Annotated in this window: 16 protein-coding genes and 1 tRNA gene; 8 read left to right on the top strand and 9 right to left on the bottom strand. The window is 69.4% G+C overall.

Features of this window, described 5'->3' with window-relative positions; all coding sequences use genetic code 11:
- Positions 1–102: 102 nt before the first annotated feature.
- The 3 genes from ACZ6RT_RS33290 to ACZ6RT_RS33280 are packed head-to-tail and all read right to left on the bottom strand — an operon-like array spanning position 103 to position 1,430.
- Positions 103–510, bottom strand: a complete 408-nt coding sequence (locus ACZ6RT_RS33290; protein ID WP_399196875.1) for a VOC family protein — start codon at positions 508–510, stop codon at positions 103–105.
- A 6-nt stretch (positions 511–516) separates the two neighbouring features.
- A complete protein-coding gene (locus ACZ6RT_RS33285) occupies positions 517–1,071 on the bottom strand; it encodes an SRPBCC family protein (protein WP_399196874.1) in 555 nt (184 codons plus the stop codon).
- Positions 1,068–1,430: an ArsR/SmtB family transcription factor gene (locus ACZ6RT_RS33280; protein WP_399196873.1), complete on the bottom strand. Its 363-nt coding sequence runs from the start codon at positions 1,428–1,430 to the stop codon at positions 1,068–1,070. Before ACZ6RT_RS33280 ends, ACZ6RT_RS33285 begins: the two co-directional genes overlap by 4 nt.
- A 370-nt stretch (positions 1,431–1,800) precedes the next feature.
- Here ACZ6RT_RS33280 and ACZ6RT_RS33275 point away from each other — a divergent pair, with 370 nt between their 5' ends.
- Positions 1,801–2,775: a GlxA family transcriptional regulator gene (locus ACZ6RT_RS33275; RefSeq protein WP_399196872.1), complete on the top strand. Its 975-nt coding sequence runs from the start codon at positions 1,801–1,803 to the stop codon at positions 2,773–2,775.
- 32 nt (positions 2,776–2,807) lie between these two features.
- On the opposite strand, the gene ACZ6RT_RS33270 is transcribed toward ACZ6RT_RS33275, so the two are convergent.
- Positions 2,808–3,770, bottom strand: coding sequence for an NAD(P)H-dependent flavin oxidoreductase (locus tag ACZ6RT_RS33270; protein WP_470157845.1), 963 nt, complete (start codon positions 3,768–3,770; stop codon positions 2,808–2,810).
- 245 nt (positions 3,771–4,015) lie between these two features.
- Positions 4,016–4,963, bottom strand: coding sequence for a TauD/TfdA dioxygenase family protein (locus ACZ6RT_RS33265; RefSeq protein ID WP_470157843.1), 948 nt, complete (start codon positions 4,961–4,963; stop codon positions 4,016–4,018).
- Positions 4,964–5,343: 380 nt separating this feature from the next.
- Between ACZ6RT_RS33265 and ACZ6RT_RS33260 the strand changes: the two genes are divergently transcribed.
- From ACZ6RT_RS33260 to ACZ6RT_RS33235, 6 genes are all read left to right on the top strand, one after another.
- Positions 5,344–7,455 carry a TerD family protein gene (locus ACZ6RT_RS33260; RefSeq protein WP_470157841.1) on the top strand — a complete coding sequence of 704 codons (2,112 nt, stop codon included), beginning with the start codon at positions 5,344–5,346 and terminating at the stop codon, positions 7,453–7,455.
- 357 nt (positions 7,456–7,812) lie between these two features.
- Entirely contained in the window at positions 7,813–8,880 is a 1,068-nt protein-coding gene (locus ACZ6RT_RS33255; RefSeq protein WP_470157839.1) for a DUF559 domain-containing protein, read from the top strand.
- Positions 8,880–9,521, top strand: a complete 642-nt coding sequence (locus tag ACZ6RT_RS33250; RefSeq protein ID WP_470157837.1) for a hypothetical protein — start codon at positions 8,880–8,882, stop codon at positions 9,519–9,521. The genes ACZ6RT_RS33255 and ACZ6RT_RS33250 overlap by 1 nt, the downstream gene beginning before the upstream one ends.
- Positions 9,522–9,523: 2 nt before the next feature.
- Entirely contained in the window at positions 9,524–12,685 is a 3,162-nt protein-coding gene (locus tag ACZ6RT_RS33245) for an ATP-binding protein (protein ID WP_470157859.1), read from the top strand.
- 497 nt (positions 12,686–13,182) lie between these two features.
- Positions 13,183–13,263: transfer RNA gene (locus ACZ6RT_RS33240), tRNA-Tyr, on the top strand.
- 323 nt (positions 13,264–13,586) lie between these two features.
- Positions 13,587–14,177, top strand: coding sequence for a DUF3885 domain-containing protein (locus ACZ6RT_RS33235; RefSeq protein ID WP_470157835.1), 591 nt, complete (start codon positions 13,587–13,589; stop codon positions 14,175–14,177).
- 494 nt (positions 14,178–14,671) lie between these two features.
- Here ACZ6RT_RS33235 and ACZ6RT_RS33230 read toward each other — a convergent pair whose 3' ends face one another.
- The 3 genes from ACZ6RT_RS33230 to ACZ6RT_RS33220 form a co-directional block, all read right to left on the bottom strand.
- Complete coding sequence (locus ACZ6RT_RS33230) at positions 14,672–15,082, bottom strand: PASTA domain-containing protein (RefSeq protein WP_399196864.1); 411 nt, start codon at positions 15,080–15,082, stop codon at positions 14,672–14,674.
- Between the two features lie 454 nt (positions 15,083–15,536).
- Positions 15,537–15,725 carry a hypothetical protein gene (locus ACZ6RT_RS33225; protein WP_470157833.1) on the bottom strand — a complete coding sequence of 63 codons (189 nt, stop codon included), beginning with the start codon at positions 15,723–15,725 and terminating at the stop codon, positions 15,537–15,539.
- A 137-nt stretch (positions 15,726–15,862) separates the two neighbouring features.
- Complete coding sequence (locus ACZ6RT_RS33220) at positions 15,863–16,624, bottom strand: hypothetical protein (protein WP_470157831.1); 762 nt, start codon at positions 16,622–16,624, stop codon at positions 15,863–15,865.
- 939 nt (positions 16,625–17,563) lie between these two features.
- Here ACZ6RT_RS33220 and ACZ6RT_RS33215 point away from each other — a divergent pair.
- Positions 17,564–18,421: a hypothetical protein gene (locus ACZ6RT_RS33215; protein WP_470157829.1), complete on the top strand. Its 858-nt coding sequence runs from the start codon at positions 17,564–17,566 to the stop codon at positions 18,419–18,421.
- Here ACZ6RT_RS33215 and ACZ6RT_RS33210 read toward each other — a convergent pair.
- Positions 18,357–19,598, bottom strand: coding sequence for a transcriptional regulator (locus ACZ6RT_RS33210; RefSeq protein WP_470157827.1), 1,242 nt, complete (start codon positions 19,596–19,598; stop codon positions 18,357–18,359). The genes ACZ6RT_RS33215 and ACZ6RT_RS33210 overlap by 65 nt on opposite strands.
- Between the last annotated feature and the right edge of the window lie 51 nt (positions 19,599–19,649).

The following is a 19,649-nucleotide window of genomic DNA, read 5'->3' as shown; positions in this document are numbered from 1 at the left end:
GCCGGAGCCGGGACCGACGATCATCGGATCGTCCCGGCCGCCCCCCGGGGTCACCGGCCATGCCCGGCCGGTACGGCGCCCCCTCCCCGGATCCGGCCCGCGCTACCCGCGATCGGAGATCTGCTGCACGGCCCAGCCGTTGCCGTCCGGGTCGCTGAAGAAGAAGAACCCGACGTTGTCGAGGGGGTCGGGCATGGGCCTCGGGTTCTCGCCCAGGACCTGGATCTCGCCGACCTCCACCCCGCGCCCGGCGAGCTCGGCATGCGCCTTGTGGATGTCCGGGACCACCAGCTGCAGCCCTCGCAGCGAGCCGGGCGGCATGTCCTCGACGAACCCCTTCCCGATGACGACCGAGCAGCCCGACCCCGGAGGGGTCAGCTGCACGATGCGCACCTCGTCACCGACCCTGGTGTCGTGGTCCACGGTGAAGCCGAGCCGTTCGGCGTAGAAGGTCTTCGCGCGGTCCACGTCCGAGACGGGGACCACCACCACTTCCAGCGTCCAATTCATGATCGTTCACCTTTTCGTCGCGTGCCCCTGGCCGGTCCCGGCCAGGAGGTCGTGTTCCGGCCGGGGGTTCCCGGACCGGCCGGGCGTCCGGGCGAGCAGCCCGGCGAGCCGGTCGTAGCCCTCGGCGACACCGCGCGCCATCGGGTAGCCGAGCACGATGTCGCGGCCCTCGCGGGTGGCGTACAGCACCGTGCTGGTCAGGGTGGTCCTGCCGTCCCGCTCGGTGAACGCGTGGCTGACCAGCGTCTCCCCGGGGTAGGACTGGTCGTCGAACGTCTCGGTGTGGACCAGGCGGCCGGGGGGCGAGACCACCCGGTACACGCCGCCCTGTCCCATCTCCGCGCCGCCGGGGCCGCGGGACACGAAGCGCCAGCGGCCGCCGACGCGGAGGTCGACCTCGCAGACGACCAGGTTCCAGCCGCGGGCGCCGTACCACCGCACGAGCAGTTCGGGCCTGGTCCACGCGTCGAACACCATGCGCCGGGGGGCGTCGAAGACGCGGGTCAGCACGATCTCCCTGTCGGTCGGCGTCGTCACCTCCAGGGCTCCGGCTCCGTTCACGAGGCCCCTTCCGGCTTGCCCCCGCGGGTGCCCTCCTCGGCCTTGAGTTCGTCGAACAGCGCGTCCAGTCGCTGGTAGCTCTCCTCCCAGTAGCGGCGGTAGTTCTCCAGCCAGTCGGTCGCGGCCTTGAGCGAGCGCGCCTCCAGCCGGCACGGCCGCCGCTGCGCGTCGCGGCCGCGCGAGACGAGGCCGGCCCGCTCCAGCACCTTGAGGTGCTTGGAGACGGCCGGCTGGCTCATCCGGAACGGCGCGGCCAGCTCCGTCACCGTGGCCTCCCCCGAGGCCAGCCGGGCCAGGATGGCCCGCCGCGTCGGATCGGCCAGCGCGGCGAACGTCGCATCGAGCAGGTCCGGGCTCATGTACATAACCCCTTCGTTCAATAACCAAGTGGTTTTATACAGGGGCCCGGACCGGCCGTCAACCGCCGCCTCGCCGCGTGCCGTGGTGGACTCCCCCGTCACCCACCCCGCCATCCACCACGCCACCCACTACAACCACCCGGTTCCCGGACCGGGACGGGTCTCGGGCCGGCAAGGGCACCGACGGCCCGGGCGGGAGGCCGAGGACGCCGCACCACTCCGCGAACGAGCGCGCCACGACCCGCCCGCGCCGCCGGTGGGGCAGGTCCCGGGCGGCGGCCGCGCCGGTCCGTTCCGCCCGTCCGCGCGCCCGGAACCGCACGGGATCCGGGCACTTGGGACACCGGTCCTTCCGATCTATGCTCGAACGATGGACGAGCGCCAGATCGTGGTGGTCGGTTACGACGACGCGGAACTCCTCGACATCGCGTGCGTCACCACGACCCTGTCGATGGCGAACATGGTCGGGGAGGTGCGTCCCCCGTACCGGACGAGGATGGCCAGCCCCGGAGGGCAGCCGGTCGTGTGCAGCGGGGGCATGACGCTGCAGAGCCACCGGTCGCTCGAACGGCTCACCGGGCCGATCGACACACTGGTCGTCTCCGGAGGCTGGGGGTACCGGCGCGCCGCCGCCGATCCGCTGATCGTCGCCCACGTCCGGCGGCTGGCGCGGGAGAGCCGCCGGGTGGCGTCGGTGTGCACCGGGGCGAGCATCCTGGCGGCCGCGGGCCTGCTGGACGGCAGGCGCGCCACCACCCACTGGTGGTTCGCCGGTGAGCTCGCCGCCCGCCATCCCCTGATCAGCGTGGACCCCGATCCCATCTACATCCGCGACGGCGCGGTGATCACGTCGGCGGGCGTCACCAGCGCCCTGGACCTGACCCTGTCCTTCATCGAGGAGGACCACGGCGCCGAGCTCGCCCGGCTGGTCTCGCGCGTCCTGGTGACCTATCTCCAGCGTCCGGGCAACCAGGCGCAGGTGAGCATGTTCACCAGCGCCCCTCCCCCCGACCACGACCTGGTCCGCCAGGTGATGGACCATGTCAGCGCGAACCTCGCCGGCGATCTCACCACGACCGCGCTGGCGGACGCGGCCGGCGTGAGCCCGCGGCACCTCACCCGGCTGTTCATCACGCATCTGGGGCAGTCACCGGGCCGCTTCGTCCGGCATGCCCGCATCGAGGCGGCCGCCCACCTGGTGTCCAGCACGTCCCTGCCGATGCCGCGCGTGGCGGCACGGTGCGGGTTCGGGACGGCCGAGACACTCCGTCAGGCGTTCGTGGACCGGTACGGGATCCCGCCGTCGCGCTACCGGGCGATCCACAACCGGCCCTCGGCCGGCTGACCGCCGGGGGTGCGGCGCGGGGAACGGACCGGTCAGCGCCTTCCGGCCCGGCCGAGGGCGTCCTCGGCCTGGGCGGCCAGGGTGGCGACGAGGTCGGCCGCGCAGGGCCGGTCGGTGACGAGGTCGACGGCCTCGCCGGCCCAGACCGGCAGCGGGGGGATGACCCCCCGGGCCAGGTCCTCCCGGTAGTCCCGCCCGGCCCGGGGGTCGGCGGCGAGCTCGGCCTCACGGCCACGCCAGCGATCGAGGTAGGGGTGGCCGAGGGTGCGCGCGGTGTACTCCGGCGGCCACCCGGAGCCGCGGACGATGTCCAGCACGCTGCCGCGCTCGGTGTCGCGCCCCCGTCCCTCGACGATCGCCCTGGTGATCGCGGGATCGACCAGGGCCTCGGCGGTGGCCTGGAAGCGGGTGCCGATCAGCGCACCGGCGGCGCCCAGGGCCAGGGCCGCGGCCACGCCGCGGCCGTCGGCGATCCCACCGGCCGCCAGCACCGGCACCGGCGCGACGAGATCCACCACGAGGGGGACGAACGGCAGCGTGGAACGCCCGCGCCGGGCACCGTGGCCACCGGCTTCGGTCCCCTGCGCCACGACGACGTCGGCGCCCAGGTCGACGGCGCGCCGGGCCTCCTCCTCATCGGTGACCTGGACGATCAGGACCGCCCCCGACCGCAGGACGGGTCCCACGAACGGGCCGGGGTCGCCGAAGGAGAACATGACGGCCCGGGGGGCGTACTCCAGCGCACGTTCCACCGCGCCGACGTCGATCGCCCAGGTCAGGAAACCGACACCCCAGGGCCGGTCGGTTCCCGAGGCCAGGATCGACGACTCGCGCTCCAGCCACTCCCGCTCCCCGTCCCCGGAGCCCAGCATCCCGAGCCCGCCCCCGCGGGAGACGGCCGCCGCCAGCGCGCCACCGGCCGACCCTCCCATCGGCGCCAGCACGATCGGGTGCCGTACCCCGAGCAGCTCCGTGAACCGCGTCCGCAACGCCATGGCCGCCCCCTCGCTTCCGTACCGTCGGACGAGGCGTGGGCGGCGAGGACGGACCGCTGCGACCAGGCCCCGCACCGGGCGCGCCCCGCCGGCCGCACCGGTCGCGGCGACGACCCGGCGGGGGTCTCGTCGGCACCAGGTTTCCAGGTCCGCCTGTGAGCGGGCTGAGAGACGCTGATGAACGTCTCAGGAACCGTACGACCGGCGGCCCGTTCGGCCTTCTGCACGACCGGACGGGCCGTCGCTCAGGCGGCGACGGGCGAGAAGGCGCCGGCGTCGCCCTTGCGGACCACGCTGGTGTCGCCGTTGATGCCGATCGGGACGTCGCCGGCCACCGTGATGCGGTGGAGACGTCGCGGCAGGTCGTCGTAGTCGGCGACGGCGTAGTGCTGGGTGGCCCGGTTGTCCCAGATGGCGATGTCGCCGTCGCGCCAGTTCCACCGCACCGTGTTCTCCAGGCGGGTGACGTGCCGCTGCAGCAGCGCGAACAGGTCGTCGGAGTCGGTGCGGCTCAGGCCCGTGAACGACCTGACGAAGTGGCCGAGCAGCAGCGAGGGCTCATCGGTCTCGGGGTGGATGCGGACGACGGGGTGCTCGGTCTCGAACTCGCTGCTGCGGAACTGGTCGCGGTACTCCTGCTCCCTGACGTCGACGCCGCCGATCGTCGGGGTCTGCGCCGCGTAGTCGTACAGGTTCGAGTGGACCGCGCGCAGCCGGCCCACCAGCGCCTGCAGGCCGGGGTGCAGCCGCCGGTACGCCTCCACCGTGTTGGCCCACACCGTGCTCCCGCCGTAGGGCGGCAGCGTGACGGCGCGCAGCACGCTGATCGCCGGGATCCGGTCGACGAAGGTCACGTCCGTGTGCCAGCTGTTGGCCTTGCCCCGCTGGGAGTCGATCGGGAGCACGGCCTCACCGTCGCCGGTCACCGTCGGGTGGGGCTTGGTGACGGTGCCGAGGAGGGCGGTGAACGCGTGCTGGTCGGCGTCGGTGGCATGCCGCTGGTCGCGCAGGAAGACCACACGGTGGCGCAGCAGCGCGGTGCGCAGCTCGGCGACCGCCGCCGCGTCGACGTCGCCGCCCACCCGGATGCCGCCGACGACCGCGCCGATCACGCCGCCGACCCGCGTGACGTCGATGTGCCGGTAGGAATCGCCGGTGACGGCGGGCGTCTCGTGGTCATGGAGCCGGGTCATCTTCTGACACCTTTCGATGGGCGTGTGCGGGTGGGCCGCATCGCAGCGTGTGCCGCTGAGAAGAGAATACCAACTATTCCTACATATTTACTAGGGATTTATCGCGACCGGACGGACCGGACGTGTTACGGCCCCCCGCGGCGGGGCAGTGGGCCCGGCATGGTGAACCCCCTGGACATCGCGCTGGTCCTGCTGTTCCTCGTCGTCGTGGGCTTCGTCCTGCGCCACTGGGCGCGGCAGCACCGCTGACCCGGCCACGCCCCCGCCCCGCAGGACGGGGGCGCGCCGACCCTCTTCGCGTACGCGGCCGGCACCGGACGGCCGTCCGTCCGCGCGGAAACCCCGCGGGGCCCGGATGTGTCCGGCTATAAGGTGCATCCGTGGACACTCTGGAAGGCCTCGTCATCACCAGGCGGCTTCGAGTTCCCGTCGACGCGCCCGCCGCCACCACCCCCGGCTGGGGAGAGGTGGCCGCGCGCCAGCTCGACGCCGCGCTGCTGAGCGTCGGCTTCACGTGCTCGGCGGCCCTGCTCGAACGCCTGGGCAGGCTGCCCGGGGAGACGGTGGTCGATCTCGGCGTGCGGGTCCTGGCGGCCGTCCGCCACCTGGCCGGCGACCACGTCCGGCACAACGCGTACTTCATCGACTTCCCGAGGAACGTGCCCGACACCCTGGAGTTCTGGGCCGGGTTGCTGCGGCAGGCCATGCTCGACCCGGTCGCCGCCACGCCCGTCCCGTCACCGGTGCTGGACCTGCTCACGCTGCCCGGCTACGGCCGCTACCGGCACACCTACGCCGACCTGCTGGCCGCGCACGCCGAGCTCGTCCCCCTGGCCGGCGACCGGGTGACCGTGCTGGAACTCGGCGGGAGCCTGGGGGCGGAGGCGCGCGAGCTCTACCACTCGCTGGCGGGCTCGGAGGTTCCGCCGGCGGCCGAGGACCTGACCGCGCTGCGGTCGCTGGCCGCGTTCTGCGACGACGAGCCCGAACGCATCCCGGTGCGCGAGAACCGCGCCGTCGTCAACGAGGTGCGCCTGGCCGCGGGCCGCCCGCTGCTCGTGGACACGGTGACCGACGTGCTCCGGCTCGCCTGCGGCTGCTCCGGCGGTGACGTCACACTGGCCGTCCCCACCAGGTTCCGCTCGTTCCGCCGGGCCGAGCGCCGCGCTCTGCTGCAGGCCCTGGACGCGGTCGCCTCCCCCGCGAGGCTCGGCGACGTCCCCCGGTACCGGGAGCAGTGGAAGCGGCTCGGCGAACGGCTCCACCCCGGCGAGTACCCGCGCCTCCCGCGCGCCGCGCACGTCTTCGAGGTCGCCAGAGGCCTGCGCCGGGCACGCGGTCTCGACAGCCGGGTGGAGGAGGCCCTGTCGGCCGGTCGCACCGGTGAGGCGGTCGACCTGCTGGAGAGGAGCCCCGGCGCGCTGCTGCGCCGTCTCGACCACCTGCTGCGGACCGGATCGCCGGCCTCGGCCGTACTGGACGCCGCCGAGAGGGCCGCGGCGGGCGCCTCCGGCCGGGTCCTGCTGTCGCTGCGCGAGCACCTGCAGAACCGGCTCGTCCCCGCGGCCGGACGGGTCTTCGTCAACCGGCACGGCAGGGCGTGGACCACGGACGACGCCCGCCCCCCGATCGAGGAGGACGTCGTGTCACGGGCGGTGACCCTGCTGGACGAGGAGATCACCCGGCGCCTTCCCGACCCCGGCACGCTGATCGTCGATCCCGAGGCGCTCGACATCGCCCTGCCGCTGTCCGGCAAGGCCGTCGCGCCCGGGCTCGGCATGCTGCCGCGCGGCTCGCTGTCGGCGGTGGACGGGGAGTCGCTGCGGTTCTTCGTCCACTGGCGGCAGGCCGAGCGGAGCACCGACTACGACCTGTCGGCCCTGATGCTGGACGCCTCCTACGGCGATCCCGAGCACATCTCGTGGACGAACTACGGCAACGGCTTCGCCGACTACTCCGGCGACCTCGTCGACGCCCCCGACGGCGCGAGCGAGTTCATCGACGTCCGCCTCGCGCGGGCGACCCGGCCGATCGTCATCCCGCAGGTGCACATCTACAGCGGCGAGGCGTTCGACGAGGCCGCCGAGGCGTTCTTCGGCTACATGACCAGGGACGCCGGGCAGGAGGGGATGCCGTTCGAGCCGCGCACCGTGCGGATGAAGTCCGACCTGCGCGGGTCGGGACGGGTCGCCCTGCCGTTCGTCCTCCTGCGCGGTGACGACGGCGCCTGGCGGGTGAAGTGGCTGCACCTCTACCTGAGGGGCGCTCCCCGCTTCAACCAGGTCGAGGGCAACCGCCTCACGACCTCCCTGCTGGTGCGCTCGATCGTCGAACGCGACCACCTGCGCGTCCGGTACCTGGCCGGCCTGCTGCGACGGAAGGGGCCGGGGGGCGGGCACACCACCTACATCGGCCTGCAGGCACCCGCCGGCCTGCCTGCGGGCACGCGGGTTTACACGCCCGGGACGCTGCACGAGCTGATCCCCGCCTGATAACGTGGCGGTCGCGAGGCCATGGGAGGGCTTCCTTCTCACTCTTCCGGTAAAGATCCAGCCTTCCCGCCTTCCTCGCGTCCCGGTCGTGAGGCCATTGGGGAGCTTCCTTCTACCTGGTTCGATTCCAGGTGGGCCCGAACGGGCCCACTGGTGGTGTCTCAGCTCTCGAGCCCTCCTCACGACCGGCCCCCGCTCCACCGCCACTCGCCGGGGACACGCACACCCAGGGTGACCGTTGAGACGGTTTTGTAACCTCCGAAACAAAAGACATCTTTGGATTTCCCGCTCGTCATCTCGCGTGCCCTATACCCTTCGCAAAGTCACGTTTCAGCGGAGTGTCCGAAGGGGGCCGGCGTGCCATTGCCGTGGGGTGATCTCCCGGTCGGGAGCCTGCTCCGCCTCGCCGGAGTCGATTCCACCATCGACATCAATGTTATGGAATCGGTGCTGAATCCCCTTCCCGAGACCGGCCCCGCCGTCATCACCCACACCGCAACCGAAGGTCATTCCGCCTCAGAGATGGTGGACTCCATTCTCTGCGATCTGGAAACACTGGCCATCGGGCTTTTCCCGGCCTGGTTACCCGGAGGGGAGAAGCTTTCCGGCCCCGGCGGTGGCGGAGTGGCGGCGGCGAGGATCCTCGCGATGCGTCTCGCATCAGGCACCCGTCATTTCGGACCGTTCCTGGCCGATCTCGCCTCCCGGGCCATTCAGCACCGCGGCCCGCTGGTCCCCGGACGGCCCGGTCCGAAGGGACGATCGTTCCCCGCGGAGTCGCGGGCCGCCGGTCTGGCCCGGGTCATCGCCTCCACGTTCGGCCGCGAATCGGCGGCGCTGGTCGTCTACGTGCCGGAGAAGCCGACCTCCCATGGAGAGACGATCCTGGTTGCCGCATACGAATGGCTGGCACACCGGAGTGGCATGGGGGTCTGGCTCGTCGGCCCCGAACTGCGCCGCGTCGAAACCCTCTACCTGGAGGTACCCGCAGCGGTCAGGAGACTGGCCGAAGAGATGACGGCACCGCCACCCACCGCGACGGTGGGAGTGCCGCCGATAGCCGGAAGGCCGCACGCGGGCAGTGCGGTGGAACAGGCGCTGGAGGCGGCCCTGGCGGAATGCGACTGGGCTCACGGCCGAACCTGGAATCAGACGTACAAATCCAAAGACCCTTTGTTCGTCATGATCCGCACGGACCTGATATGGGTCCGGGAGAAGTGCGTCGTCGAACTCGACGGCCCGGAACACGCGACGTCCGCCCGGAGAGAGCGTGACCGGATTCGCGACCGGCACCTGGAGCGTGACGGGTTCACGGTGTTGCGATTCACCAACCAGCAGGTGATGAGCGACATAAGGGGAGTTCTGCACCAGATCAACGATTTTCTCCGGGCACGGCGTCTCGGAATGAGCGAAAGAGCAGGCTGATGTCCGAAGAAAGACTCACGTACCGGCAGGTCGCAGCTCTGCTCGTGCTGAGGGAGCTCGGAACCGCGTTGCCCCACAAGGAGCTGAAGGCTGAATGGGGCCTGGAGCTCGACGCCAAGAACCGTGCGGGTCTCGTCGACGCCAAGCTGATCGAGTCGGAGACCAAAACACGAGCTCTGTGGTACACGATCACCCCGGCCGGTGAAGAGCGCGCCGTCGAGGAGGTGCGCAAGGGAATCCCGGTGTCCTCCCGGTCGGGCAAGGCGCTGGCCCTTCTGTACCTGCGGTCCCTCTTGGTGTCCAAAACAGCGACCTCGGCCATCGACGAACCCGTTCGGGCACCGGTGACGACGGTGTCGCCGGTGTCGCCGGTGTCGCCGGAGGAGGTGGAGGGCCGGATTCGCAAGGCCTATGCGAAGATCACACCCGGTGCCGGCCGGTGGGTCTCGATGACCAAGCTGCGAGCCCTCCTGACCGACATCGATCGGGATCTCCAGGACGACGTTCTGCGCACCATGATGCTGGAGGGGCGTGCGGACATCGAGCCCGTCGCGATCGTGGGCGACCTGAGGCCCGAGGACCACGCCGCCGCGATCGTCATCGGCAGCACGCCCAACCATCAGTTCCGCGTCGGAGCGTGACGATGGTCACCGAATGGTACGCGCTGAAAAGCCTCAAGAGCTTCTCGACCGTCAACGCCAGCGAGGATGTCTGGCAGCCGGTTCCGTTCCACGTGCCCGGGATGCACCCGGCCGCTTCCCACGCTCTTCGCTCGGGACTGGACGCCGCCGCCGACTCTCCCGTGACCAGCCCGATCGGGGTGGTCCTCGAAGGTGGCGCCGGAAGCGGGAAGACGCACCTGATGAGCTGGCTGCGCGAGCAGACCGTCCAGCGCGACGGTTACTTCTTCCTCATGGGCGTTCTCGACGCCCGGAACTTCTGGGAAAGCGCCGTCGTGTCCATCCAGGACGGGCTGGCCCGGGTGGGCGCGGACGAGGAGACCCAGCTCAAGCGGTTTCTGCGCAATCTGACGGGCCTGATGCAGCTCCCGCGAAAGACCCAGCAGACGATCATCGGTAACCAGGCGCTCACCCGCGAAGACCTCGATCGGTTCATCGAGGCCCTGGGCAGAATCGATCGCCGGGTCGGCAGAGAGGCACAGGACGTCGCCCGGGCCCTCGTGCTCCTGGGGGCCGGTGACAACGCCCTGATGGACATCGGCGAGTCCTACATCTGCTCGATCGAGGACGGCGAGAGCTACCGGCAGGGGTGGGGATTCCGGCAGGTCCGCAAATCCCCGCAGGAGATCGTCCGTGACATCTCGCGGCTGCTGGCGCTGACCGGCCCGAGCGTCATGGCCTTCGACCAGCTCGACGCGTTCATCGCGCAGAGCAGCCTCTTCGCCGACGGCGGCTCCAGCGGTCCGGCGACCTCGGCGGTTCTCCGGTTCGTTCACGGGCTGACCAACCTCCGCGAGGTGTCCAGCCGGACCCTGACGGTTCTCTCCTGCCTGCCGGAGACGTGGATGATCCTCGAGGATCTGGCTGTCAGAAGTTTCAAGGACCGCTTCCGGAAGGCCACGTTCCTTCGGCGCATCCCGACCCCCGAGGTCGGGGCGGAGCTCGTCACCGTACGACTCGCTGAGCACTTCAAGGACATCGGCTTCGACCGGCCGTACCCGACGTGGCCGATCAAGCCGGAGGCCTTCGCGCAAGCCCCGTTCTACACCCCGCGTGAGGTCCTGGAATGTCTCTACAGGCACATCCAGAAGTGCCTGTACCAGGACGGCGAGATCACCGAGCTGGCCGGCCTCGACGCGCCCTCGACCGTGCACGATCGTTCCGTGAAGCATGCTCCCGATGAGCAAGCGCTTCAGGCGATCGACATCAAGTTCGCGATGCTGGCCGATTCGGCCGACGTCAGTGGGGCGCTGGACGCCGAACGGGAGGACACGGTTCTTCCCGGCCTGATCTCGGCGGGCCTCCGGGCCTGGATCGTGGAGCAGCGCGGGACGTCCGCGCGCTACCGGATCGACCCGCCGATGGGCCGGAAGACCTCTCTTCACGCCGGTCTCAGGCAGGTCCTGAACGAGGCGACCGAGGACGAGGTCCACTGGGCGTTCCGCGGCATCGCCGCCACGCACCATCTCGCGGCTTTGACCCGGCTCCGGAAGGCGGTGCTCAAAGCCGGTCTCGCGGAGGAGAGCCCCAAGCGCCGGTTGATCATCGTCCGGAACATTCCGTGGAACTCCGGGCCGGTCACCCAGGAAGCGGTCGCCGGCTTCCGCGCCAGGGGCGGCCGGGTGATCGCGGCCGACGAAGAGGACCTCAAGGTGCTGTGCGCCCTGCGGGATCTCTTCGCGGAGAGTGTCGCGCACCTCGACCAGTGGATCGCCAGCAGGAAACCCGTCGGCGACCTCAGGTTCCTCAAGGACGCCCTGGGTGACTGGCCGGATCCGACCGCTCCGCAGGAGCCTCGGGCCCCGAAATCCCCCGAGGAGCCACCCGCACGGGCGAAGCCTCTTCCGGCTCACGAGACCGGCACCTCGGACGGCTCTCCGGAAAGCAGGCCGGCCGCGGTGCCGTCGCTGACCGTGGGACGCTCGGACGATGGCGGGCATCCGGTCTCCGTCGAGTTGGAGGCGCTCCGTAAGCACGTTGCGATCTTCGCGGGATCCGGCTCGGGGAAGACCGTCCTGATCAGGCGGATCATCGAGGAGTGCGCCCTTCAGGGCGTGTCCTCGATCGTGCTCGACCCGAACAACGACCTCGCCCGTCTCGGTGACGCATGGCCGGAAGCACCTTCCGCCTGGGGCCCGGGGGATGAGGACCGGGCGGCTCGCTACATCGCGGACACCGATGTCGTGGTCTGGACACCACGCAGGGAGAAGGGTCGTCCGCTGGCCTTCCAGCCGTTGCCCGACTTCTCCAGCGTCCGGGACGACGTCGACGAGTTCAACGAAGCCGTTCACGCCGCCATGGCGGCGCTCACCCCACGGGCGAAGGCGGAAGGCGGCAGCAGCAAGTCCCAGGTCGCCCGGGCGGTGCTCATGGAGGCGGTCGTCCATTTCGGAAAGTACAAGAACGGCGGCCTCGACGGGCTGATACATCTGCTCTCGGACTTCCCCGAGGACATCAGCCAGATCAGCGGGGCGGCGAAGATCGCGGATGGGCTCGCCCAGGTGCTCCGGGCCGCTGCCGTGACCGATCCACTGTTCGGAGGAGAAGGCGAGCCGGTCGATCCAGGGCGGCTCCTCACTCCGGCCGCGGGAAAGCGGGCGCGGGTTTCGGTCATCAGTTTCGTGGGGCTGCAGGGTGACTCCGAGCGGCAGTCCTTCGTGAACCAGTTGCAGATGGCGCTGTTCGCCTGGATCAAGAAGAACCCCGCCGGTGACCGGCCCCTCGGTGGGCTCTTCGTCATGGACGAAGCGCAGACCTTCGCCCCCTCGGGCGCCGTGACCGCGTGCACGCAGAGCACACTCGCGTTGGCGTCCCAGGCCCGGAAATACGGGCTCGGGCTGGTGTTCGCGACCCAGGCACCCAAGGGCCTGCACAACCGGATCCCGGGCAACGCCGCGACACAGTTCTACGGCCTGCTCAATGCGGATGTGCAGATCGAGGCCGCGAAGGCGATGGCCCGCGTCAAGGGCGGCAGGGCCGATGACATCGGTTCGCTTCGCAGCGGTCAGTTCTACGTCGCACCTGAGGGCGCGAGGTTCACGAAGGTGCGTACGCCTATGTGCCTGACCCGTCACCCCAGGGCGCCGCTGACGACCGAGGAGGTCATCGCCCGGGCGAGCCGATGACCCTGTGGGTCAGCCGTCTCGTCCGGAGCCTGTTACCTCGCGGAGAGGATCGTGCGTGCCGTCACGACGTTCGTGCGGGCGCTCGTGTGACGGCGATGCCGGCCTGCGGGAGCACCGGGCCCGGCACGTCAGGGAACGAGGTGACGTGGACGAGGTGGGTGGAGAACGATCTCGTCCTCGCCTCCCTCGTCGGCATTCCCCCGAACTCTCACAACGTACGGCGGGACCGCTGTGACAGAGGCGGCAGGAACTCCTGGGCCAGCGCGTCAGCGGCTCTCACCTCGGGGACGTCGGCGTAGGGCGTGAGCCGCGCCTGGGCCACGCGGGCACGCCGGACGGTGCGGTCGGCGGAGATGTCCGGTGTCCGCGACGCCGTGTGCGTCGTCTCGTCCGGCTCACGCGGTGATCTCCCTGCTCCCGCCACGTTCCGGGAGCGAGGAGACGCGTGAAAACGGGATGAGACCGCCGGGGCCCGCTCGGTAGTCTCGTCTCGGCACGCAGGGGCTGAGCACGTGGCGAGCTCACTCGGTTGTAACCCGGACGCTTCGGCTGTGGCGGTTCGACTCCGTCCTCCTGCACCGCTCTCGTCGTCCAGCGGCCGAGGACACACGCCTCTCGAGGTGGCGGGCGCCGGTTCGAATCCGGTCGGGAGTGCGTTGGGAGGCCTCTTCGTCTTGGACGGCGAGGGCTTCTGCGCGTTCCCGGCCACCGGGTCGAGCAGCTTCCGCGCCTCCGGGCCGAACCGATCGAACTCCCGCTGAGCCGACGGGGGTCCGGACATGCGACCGCACGACCGGGCCTCGGTCGATACGTGTTCGTCGAGGACGATCGTTCATCGGTCCGTCAGTGCTCTCGTTAAAATCGTTTGGCCGCCCACCGGACCACCGGATAGAACGGCACGGTGACCCTAGATCCACGAGCACTGAGCCGCCTTTGGGAGCAGCAGTGGCCCGAGTGCCCGCCGGTCGCCCATCGGCTGCGCGGCCACTATCCGGATCGCTGGATCAGGTTTCACAGCTTGCCGGAGTCGAAGCGCCACCCGGACGATGAGGCGGAGTACGCCGTCGTACTCGATCGCCACCACACCGTGCTGTCCGAACTCAATCCAGGCTCGGATCTTCTGGTCATCACGACCGAATGGACGGACAGTCCAGCACTCACCCCTCAGCGGTGGCCGAGACGATCGGAGGTGGCACCGGCGGCACAACACTGGCAGACCCTCATCGAAGAGCCCGACGAGGAGCCCGAGTTCCGTACCTGGACGCAGCTCTACGCCGAGGCACGACCGTGGCGGCCCGGCATCGTCGACGCCGTGCTTCGAGCGGTCGCAGACGACGAGATCGGCAACGTGCTCCTCGGTCCTGCGGATCTCCGCTGGCTGTATCACCCCTACGACGGCGGCGCCGACGTGATCCTGCCCACGCGGGCCGAACGTGATGCCCTCAGGGACCGACACCGTACCTGGCTGTCCACGCATCCGGCAGGTCTCTGAGGAGGGCGGTGAGCCGCGAACGACCGGTGCCGTAAAGGCCACAAGGGTCCGGCTGGATTCGGCGGAGTCGCAGAAGAACCCCCCATGCCGGAGCACAGCGGGAGTCCCCCACCGAGATCAAAAACTCTGCCTCCCTTTCCGGGTTCATGATGATCGGACCCTTTCAGGTGTCATCTGCCGCCCACGCCAGTCGCGCTCGGGCCGCGTCGGCGTCGGCGTCGAGACTGGCTAGGGCTCTGACCGCGGCGTTCAGCTCAGGATCCATACCGCCCATGCTCACCCCAACCGCTGATCGTCCGCAGGCGGTTCCGGGTGGCCGCTCTCCGCTGGAAGCGGCCACCCGGAGGAGGAGACGCCAGCCCGGCCAGCCGCACGCCGACGGGCTTCACACTGTAAGGCGCTGGCAGGGGGCGGCTGGTTGGCAGAACGCGAATCGGTCTTGCACACAGCAACGCCCCCACCCGGAAGGGGCAGGGGCGCAGCGAGATCTTCCCCTACTCGCCGCTCTTCTTCGCGTACAGGGTGACCAGCGTGTCGACCGGCACCTTCCGCCCAGCGGCAGGCGACTGCTTCGTGATCACCCAGTTGCGGTCGTACACCTGGAGCCGGTTCTGCCCAGTGGCGTCCTTGTCGTTCAGGAGGAGGAACCCGGCGGCCTGCATGGTGTCCTGCCCCTCCTGTAGGTTCATGCCGACAACGTCCGGCAGCGTCTTCTTCTCTGCCGCCTCCTCCTGCTCCTCAGTTGGCGCGGACTCCTTGTCGTCCTCCTCGACCGGTTCGGGGGTCTTCTCCGTCGGTGCTGGCGCGGTGACGGTCACGGCGGGCACCGCAGTGTCGGCGCCCGCACCGCATCCGGCGAGGGCGGCGATGAGCGCGGCGGTGACGGCAAGACTGGTGATCCTCATGCAGGGGTGCTCCTGGCTGTGGTGGGCGGGTAGGTGGGGACGGCCGAGGACGGCGGCTGGTTGGCCGATGAACGTCGTTCTGTTGGAGCGCCAGGACACGGTGACGCCCCCACCCCGAAGGGCAGGGGCGTCCACCGATTCCGCTACTTCGCTCACCCGAGACGGTGATCGACCGCAGGCAGACACGGCTTATCGTTTCGGGCGAGCACTTCACCCAGCCGGGGACGGCTGTCGCCGCCACACGTTGACCTTCTCGGTCACCGGCAGCGGTGCCCGATCCGGACCTTTCACGTACGGGGGATCCAGGTCTGCCGGTGCAGTGACCGGTCCGGTTCGTGTGCCTGATTCCTCCAGTGCCTCGACACGACCCACCGTGCCGGTATCGGCGCCCCGGAGCCTCGTCGTCCTGCTTCCCGGTCGGTCGGCATGTACCGATGACGCAAATCCACCACCGTCACCTCGGGGTTTCCTGCCCTGCCCTGCCGTAGGCGCGGCGCACTGACGTGTCCGGGCGTTCGGTGCTGTGCTCGACGAGGTCGGGCTGCTCCATCAGCGGCCCGGCCGCGGCCAGAGCGGCGATGACCGGCGTCGGCGCCTCGGCCGGGAGGTCGGCCGGCGAAGCCGGGTCGGCGATGACCGGCATCCGGACGCCCGGTCCATGGTCGCCCACCGGGCCGCCGCCAGGTCTCCCCCAGCGGAGACGGCGAGCACCACCATGTCAGGGGCGACCCGGTACAGACCGGCGGCGTGCAGGTGGTTCGCAGCTCCCGCACTCACCCGTCAGCTGGTGAAACGTCCCTCACGGGTGTACTTGCACGTCCCCATGAGGCAGTTAGGGCTGGATCCCCAGCCGTCGTCATACGTGACCCTGCGGTGGCGCTTGATAAGGCTGCCCTTGACCTTTTCCGACTGAAGCCCAGGGGCGACCTTCACCTCCGCATGCTTCCACCAACTGGTGCCGTTCCAGTAGTACAGCCGGTGCCGGGCCCACAGATGACTCGGCGAGCCCAGCGGCAGGCAGTTGAAGATGAAGCTCTCCGCGCGACGCTCCTTGAAACCGCCGAAGTCATGGGTGGTGTACGACTTGGGAGCCAGGCCGGCCTGGGCGTTGTCGTGCCACTGGTGCCAGCCCCAGTGTTCGGCGGTGCACGAGGCGGAGAGCACGGCGTCGGCCGGAGCGGTCAGGCCACGTACGGTGACCGGCTCGCTGGTGATCCGTCGCCCCCGCAGCTCGGCGGGGAGGTCGGTGCCGTGGTCGTCGACGAGGCGCTGGGGCACCGGCACATCGGGCGGGGTGATCTCCAGGTAGGTCTGCAGGTAACTGTTGCTCCGCTCCCAGTCGATGAGCGGCGCGCCGCCGATGATCCCGAGCTGGGACATCCCCACTTCGTTGGAGGGCTGGCTGTCGGAGAAGCTCACGGTGAGACCGGTGGTGTATTCGATGTGCGCCAGAGGGATCTCCCTGTCGCTCTCCTCGGGTTCGGCCGCGGCAGGAGAGGAGCCGAGCACCATCGTGACGGCGATGGCTGCGAGTAATTTCATGCCACTCCTTGCGGTTGAAGTTACTTGAGCAGAACGTTAAGCACCGACTCCTGTCCGTGACCACGTAAAAGTCCTCAGAGGTGACCAGCTGGAGGATGCACTTGGCCGTTGACAATTTCACTCGGCCTCGGCTCGGGCTCGCGCAGCACGCGGGCCGGGCGGTGGCGAGCGATGTGGGCCGGCTTCAGTCCAGACCTCAGCGACCGTGTCCTCGCCGATGAAGGAGATCGATGTCGCCTCGGAGTCGTCTTGGGCGCCTTTCACCAGGCGTCGACGAAGACCTCGACGCCGCCCCTGGTGCTGTCGCCTTCCTTCGCGCCGGTCGCGGGAAGGACACCCGAACCCCGGCCGACCGCCGTCACTCCTGTCCGACCTTCCCGACCGGCGCCGGAGTGCCGGACGTGATCCTCACGGCCTGGGCCGGACACGCGGACGGCGGCACGTCGGCCGAGCGGGTGCATCCACCCGGGCCCGAGTCATCTGCGGGCGGCCACGAAGCAGCTCGACGAGCTGTTCGGGTGATCGAAGAGCGAAGGTGAGAAATTGTGGGACGGACAGCAGAAAGGCCCCGTCTCACCGAAGTGATACGAGGCCCTGACCTGCTGCTCGACCGTCGGGACGACAGGATTTGAACCTGCGACCCCTTGACCCCCAGGCAACCCGAGCGGTTCCCTGACCAGGATTGATATCGGCTCTGACCTGCAATTACCGTCTCTGGCTGTCTGTCGGCGTCCGGCCCGATCCATGGTCGTTGTCACTCAGTTAGTCACCCGGAAAGTAGCGGCTGCGAGCAAGCGTCCTCACCGGCGCCGTCCGGCGTTTTCTCATTGATTTGTACCCAAGCTCCACTTGTCAGTGCTTGCTGCGATCATGCCACTCACATGGCGGAGGAAGGACTGACGGATGCAGCAACCAGGCGCTTCGGGAACGGATGGCGGCATGAGTAAGGCCGATCTGGACGTACGCGCACATCACAAGAAGGTTCAGATCCGGTTGGCCGTGGCAAGTGATCCCACCACACCCCCAGAGATCCTCGAAGCCATGGCAACAGACCCCTCCCGTACGGTCAGGCGTGCCCTGGCGGCTCGGACCGACGCGCCGAGCAACGTCTTGCGTGCACTCGTCCAGGACCCGGATTTGAAGACCCGCCAAAGTCTTGTAGAGAATCCCTCCTGTCCATCCGATGTCCTGATCGCCCTGGTCGAAGATCCCCATTGGTCGGTCCGATGGTCAGTGCCGGACCATCCGGATGTTGACGTCGAGCTCCGCCGCATCATCTGCCGGTCCTCGGATGAGGTTCTGCGCGAGCTGCTCGCCCAGAAAAGCGGGCTGGACGGGGAGACGAACTCGGCACTCGCCGCGGACCCCTCTCCCAACGTCCGAGCGCGCCTGGGGGCTCACACCGACGCCCCGGACATCCTCGCTGCCCTGATAACCGACGCCGACCCCAAGGTTCGTGTCGGTGTGACTCAGAATCCGATCACCACAACGAACCAACACCGCCTTCTCTCAGATGACAAATCCGCAATCGTTCGCATATCCGCAATAACGTCAGAAAAGCTTCCGCACGATGAATTGCAGCGCCTTGCCCACGACCGATCGGTCAACGTGCGGCGGTGTCTGGCTGCATGGCCCACGACGCCCGATACCGTTTTACAAGTTCTCGCGGAAGACACTCACCCCGATGTGGTGACCTCGGCCCGAGCGAGACTTGAGAGAACACCCAGCCCACTCAGGCACTCATGGGATGGCGAGTCAGCAGCTCTCGTACCTCGGGAACGTCGGCGTAGGGCTTGAGCCGTGCCAGGACCACGCGGGCGCGCTGGGTGGTGCGGTCGCTGGTGAGGTCGGCGGACATGTCCAGCATCCGCGACGCCGTACGCGCCGCCTCCTCCGGCTCGTTGGCGTCGGCGAGAGCGACGGAGAGCCACGACAGGTACAGCGCGAGTTCCCGGACGTGGGTGGCGTCGTAGCGCGTCAGAACCTCGGTGAGCAGAGGAACCGCACGCAGGGGACGGCGCAGCTCGGTATAGGCGCGGGCCTCCATGATCTGGAGTTCGTCGGGGCTGACCCAATACAGGTACGACGGCTCTTCGGCTCCTGCCGTACTCGCCAGGGCTGCGCTCGCCTCGCCCAGTGCCCTGATGGCGGGCTGGGCCTCTCCGGCGCGGGCGTGTGCCCATGCGAGGCGGTCCCACGTCAACGCGCGAATACGCGGTGAGGCGTGCTGTCCGGCCACATCCAGTGCGGCGCGTGTGAGCGCCACGCTTTCCTGGGCGTCGCCGATATTGGCGATCTGGTAGGCCAAAGAGCCGATGAGATTGGCCTCCAGGGAGCTGTCTCCGGCTTCGCGGGCGGCGCTGATGCCCAGTTGGTAGGTCTTGGCGGCTTGGTCATGCCGGCCCGCGTCGCTGGCGATCCATCCGGCGATTTGTGCCAGTTCGCCGATGTTGACCAGCAGTTCCCGGCCCGCTTCCTCGGCGTGAGTACTGCCCCGGTAGAGACGTACCGCCGCGTCAAGCTCGCGGAAGGCGGGCCTGATCAGGTCGCTTCCGGCGATGACGTCATCGGCGAGTCGCAGGCCGTGAACCCGTGCCGCCAGATCTCGTACGGTCCCCATCCCGACCCTTCGCCCGGTTCCGGCGGGAAGGCGGGACAGCGGATCGCCTTCGGGCATGAGCGTGGCGAGCACCTGAGCCGGTGACTTCCGGACCGCCTTGTTCGCCAGGTCGAACAGCTCGGCCTCGGGGAGATCGAACGCCCGGCAGTACAGCACCCGGTAGGGGTCTTTGGGCTGGTGCCTGCCCTTCTCCCAGTCCTTGATCATGCGGATCAGGGATTCGCGGGTCGGCAGGTGAGCGCGGGTGCTCTCGTCGGCTGCTTCGGTGAGTGCTCGTGCCATCTGTCGTTGCGACCACAGCCGCTCGCGTCGCTCGGCGCGCAACCTCAGTGCCCAACCCGGAATCTCGTCCATCACCGCGCCTTGGGGGAGACATGGGAGACCTGCCGTCTCCCCCAGTCTCCC

This window comes from Streptosporangium sp. NPDC050148 (genome assembly GCF_055586505.1).
The sequence above is the reverse complement of the archived record's forward strand: the minus strand, read 5'-3'. Positions and strand labels throughout refer to the sequence as shown.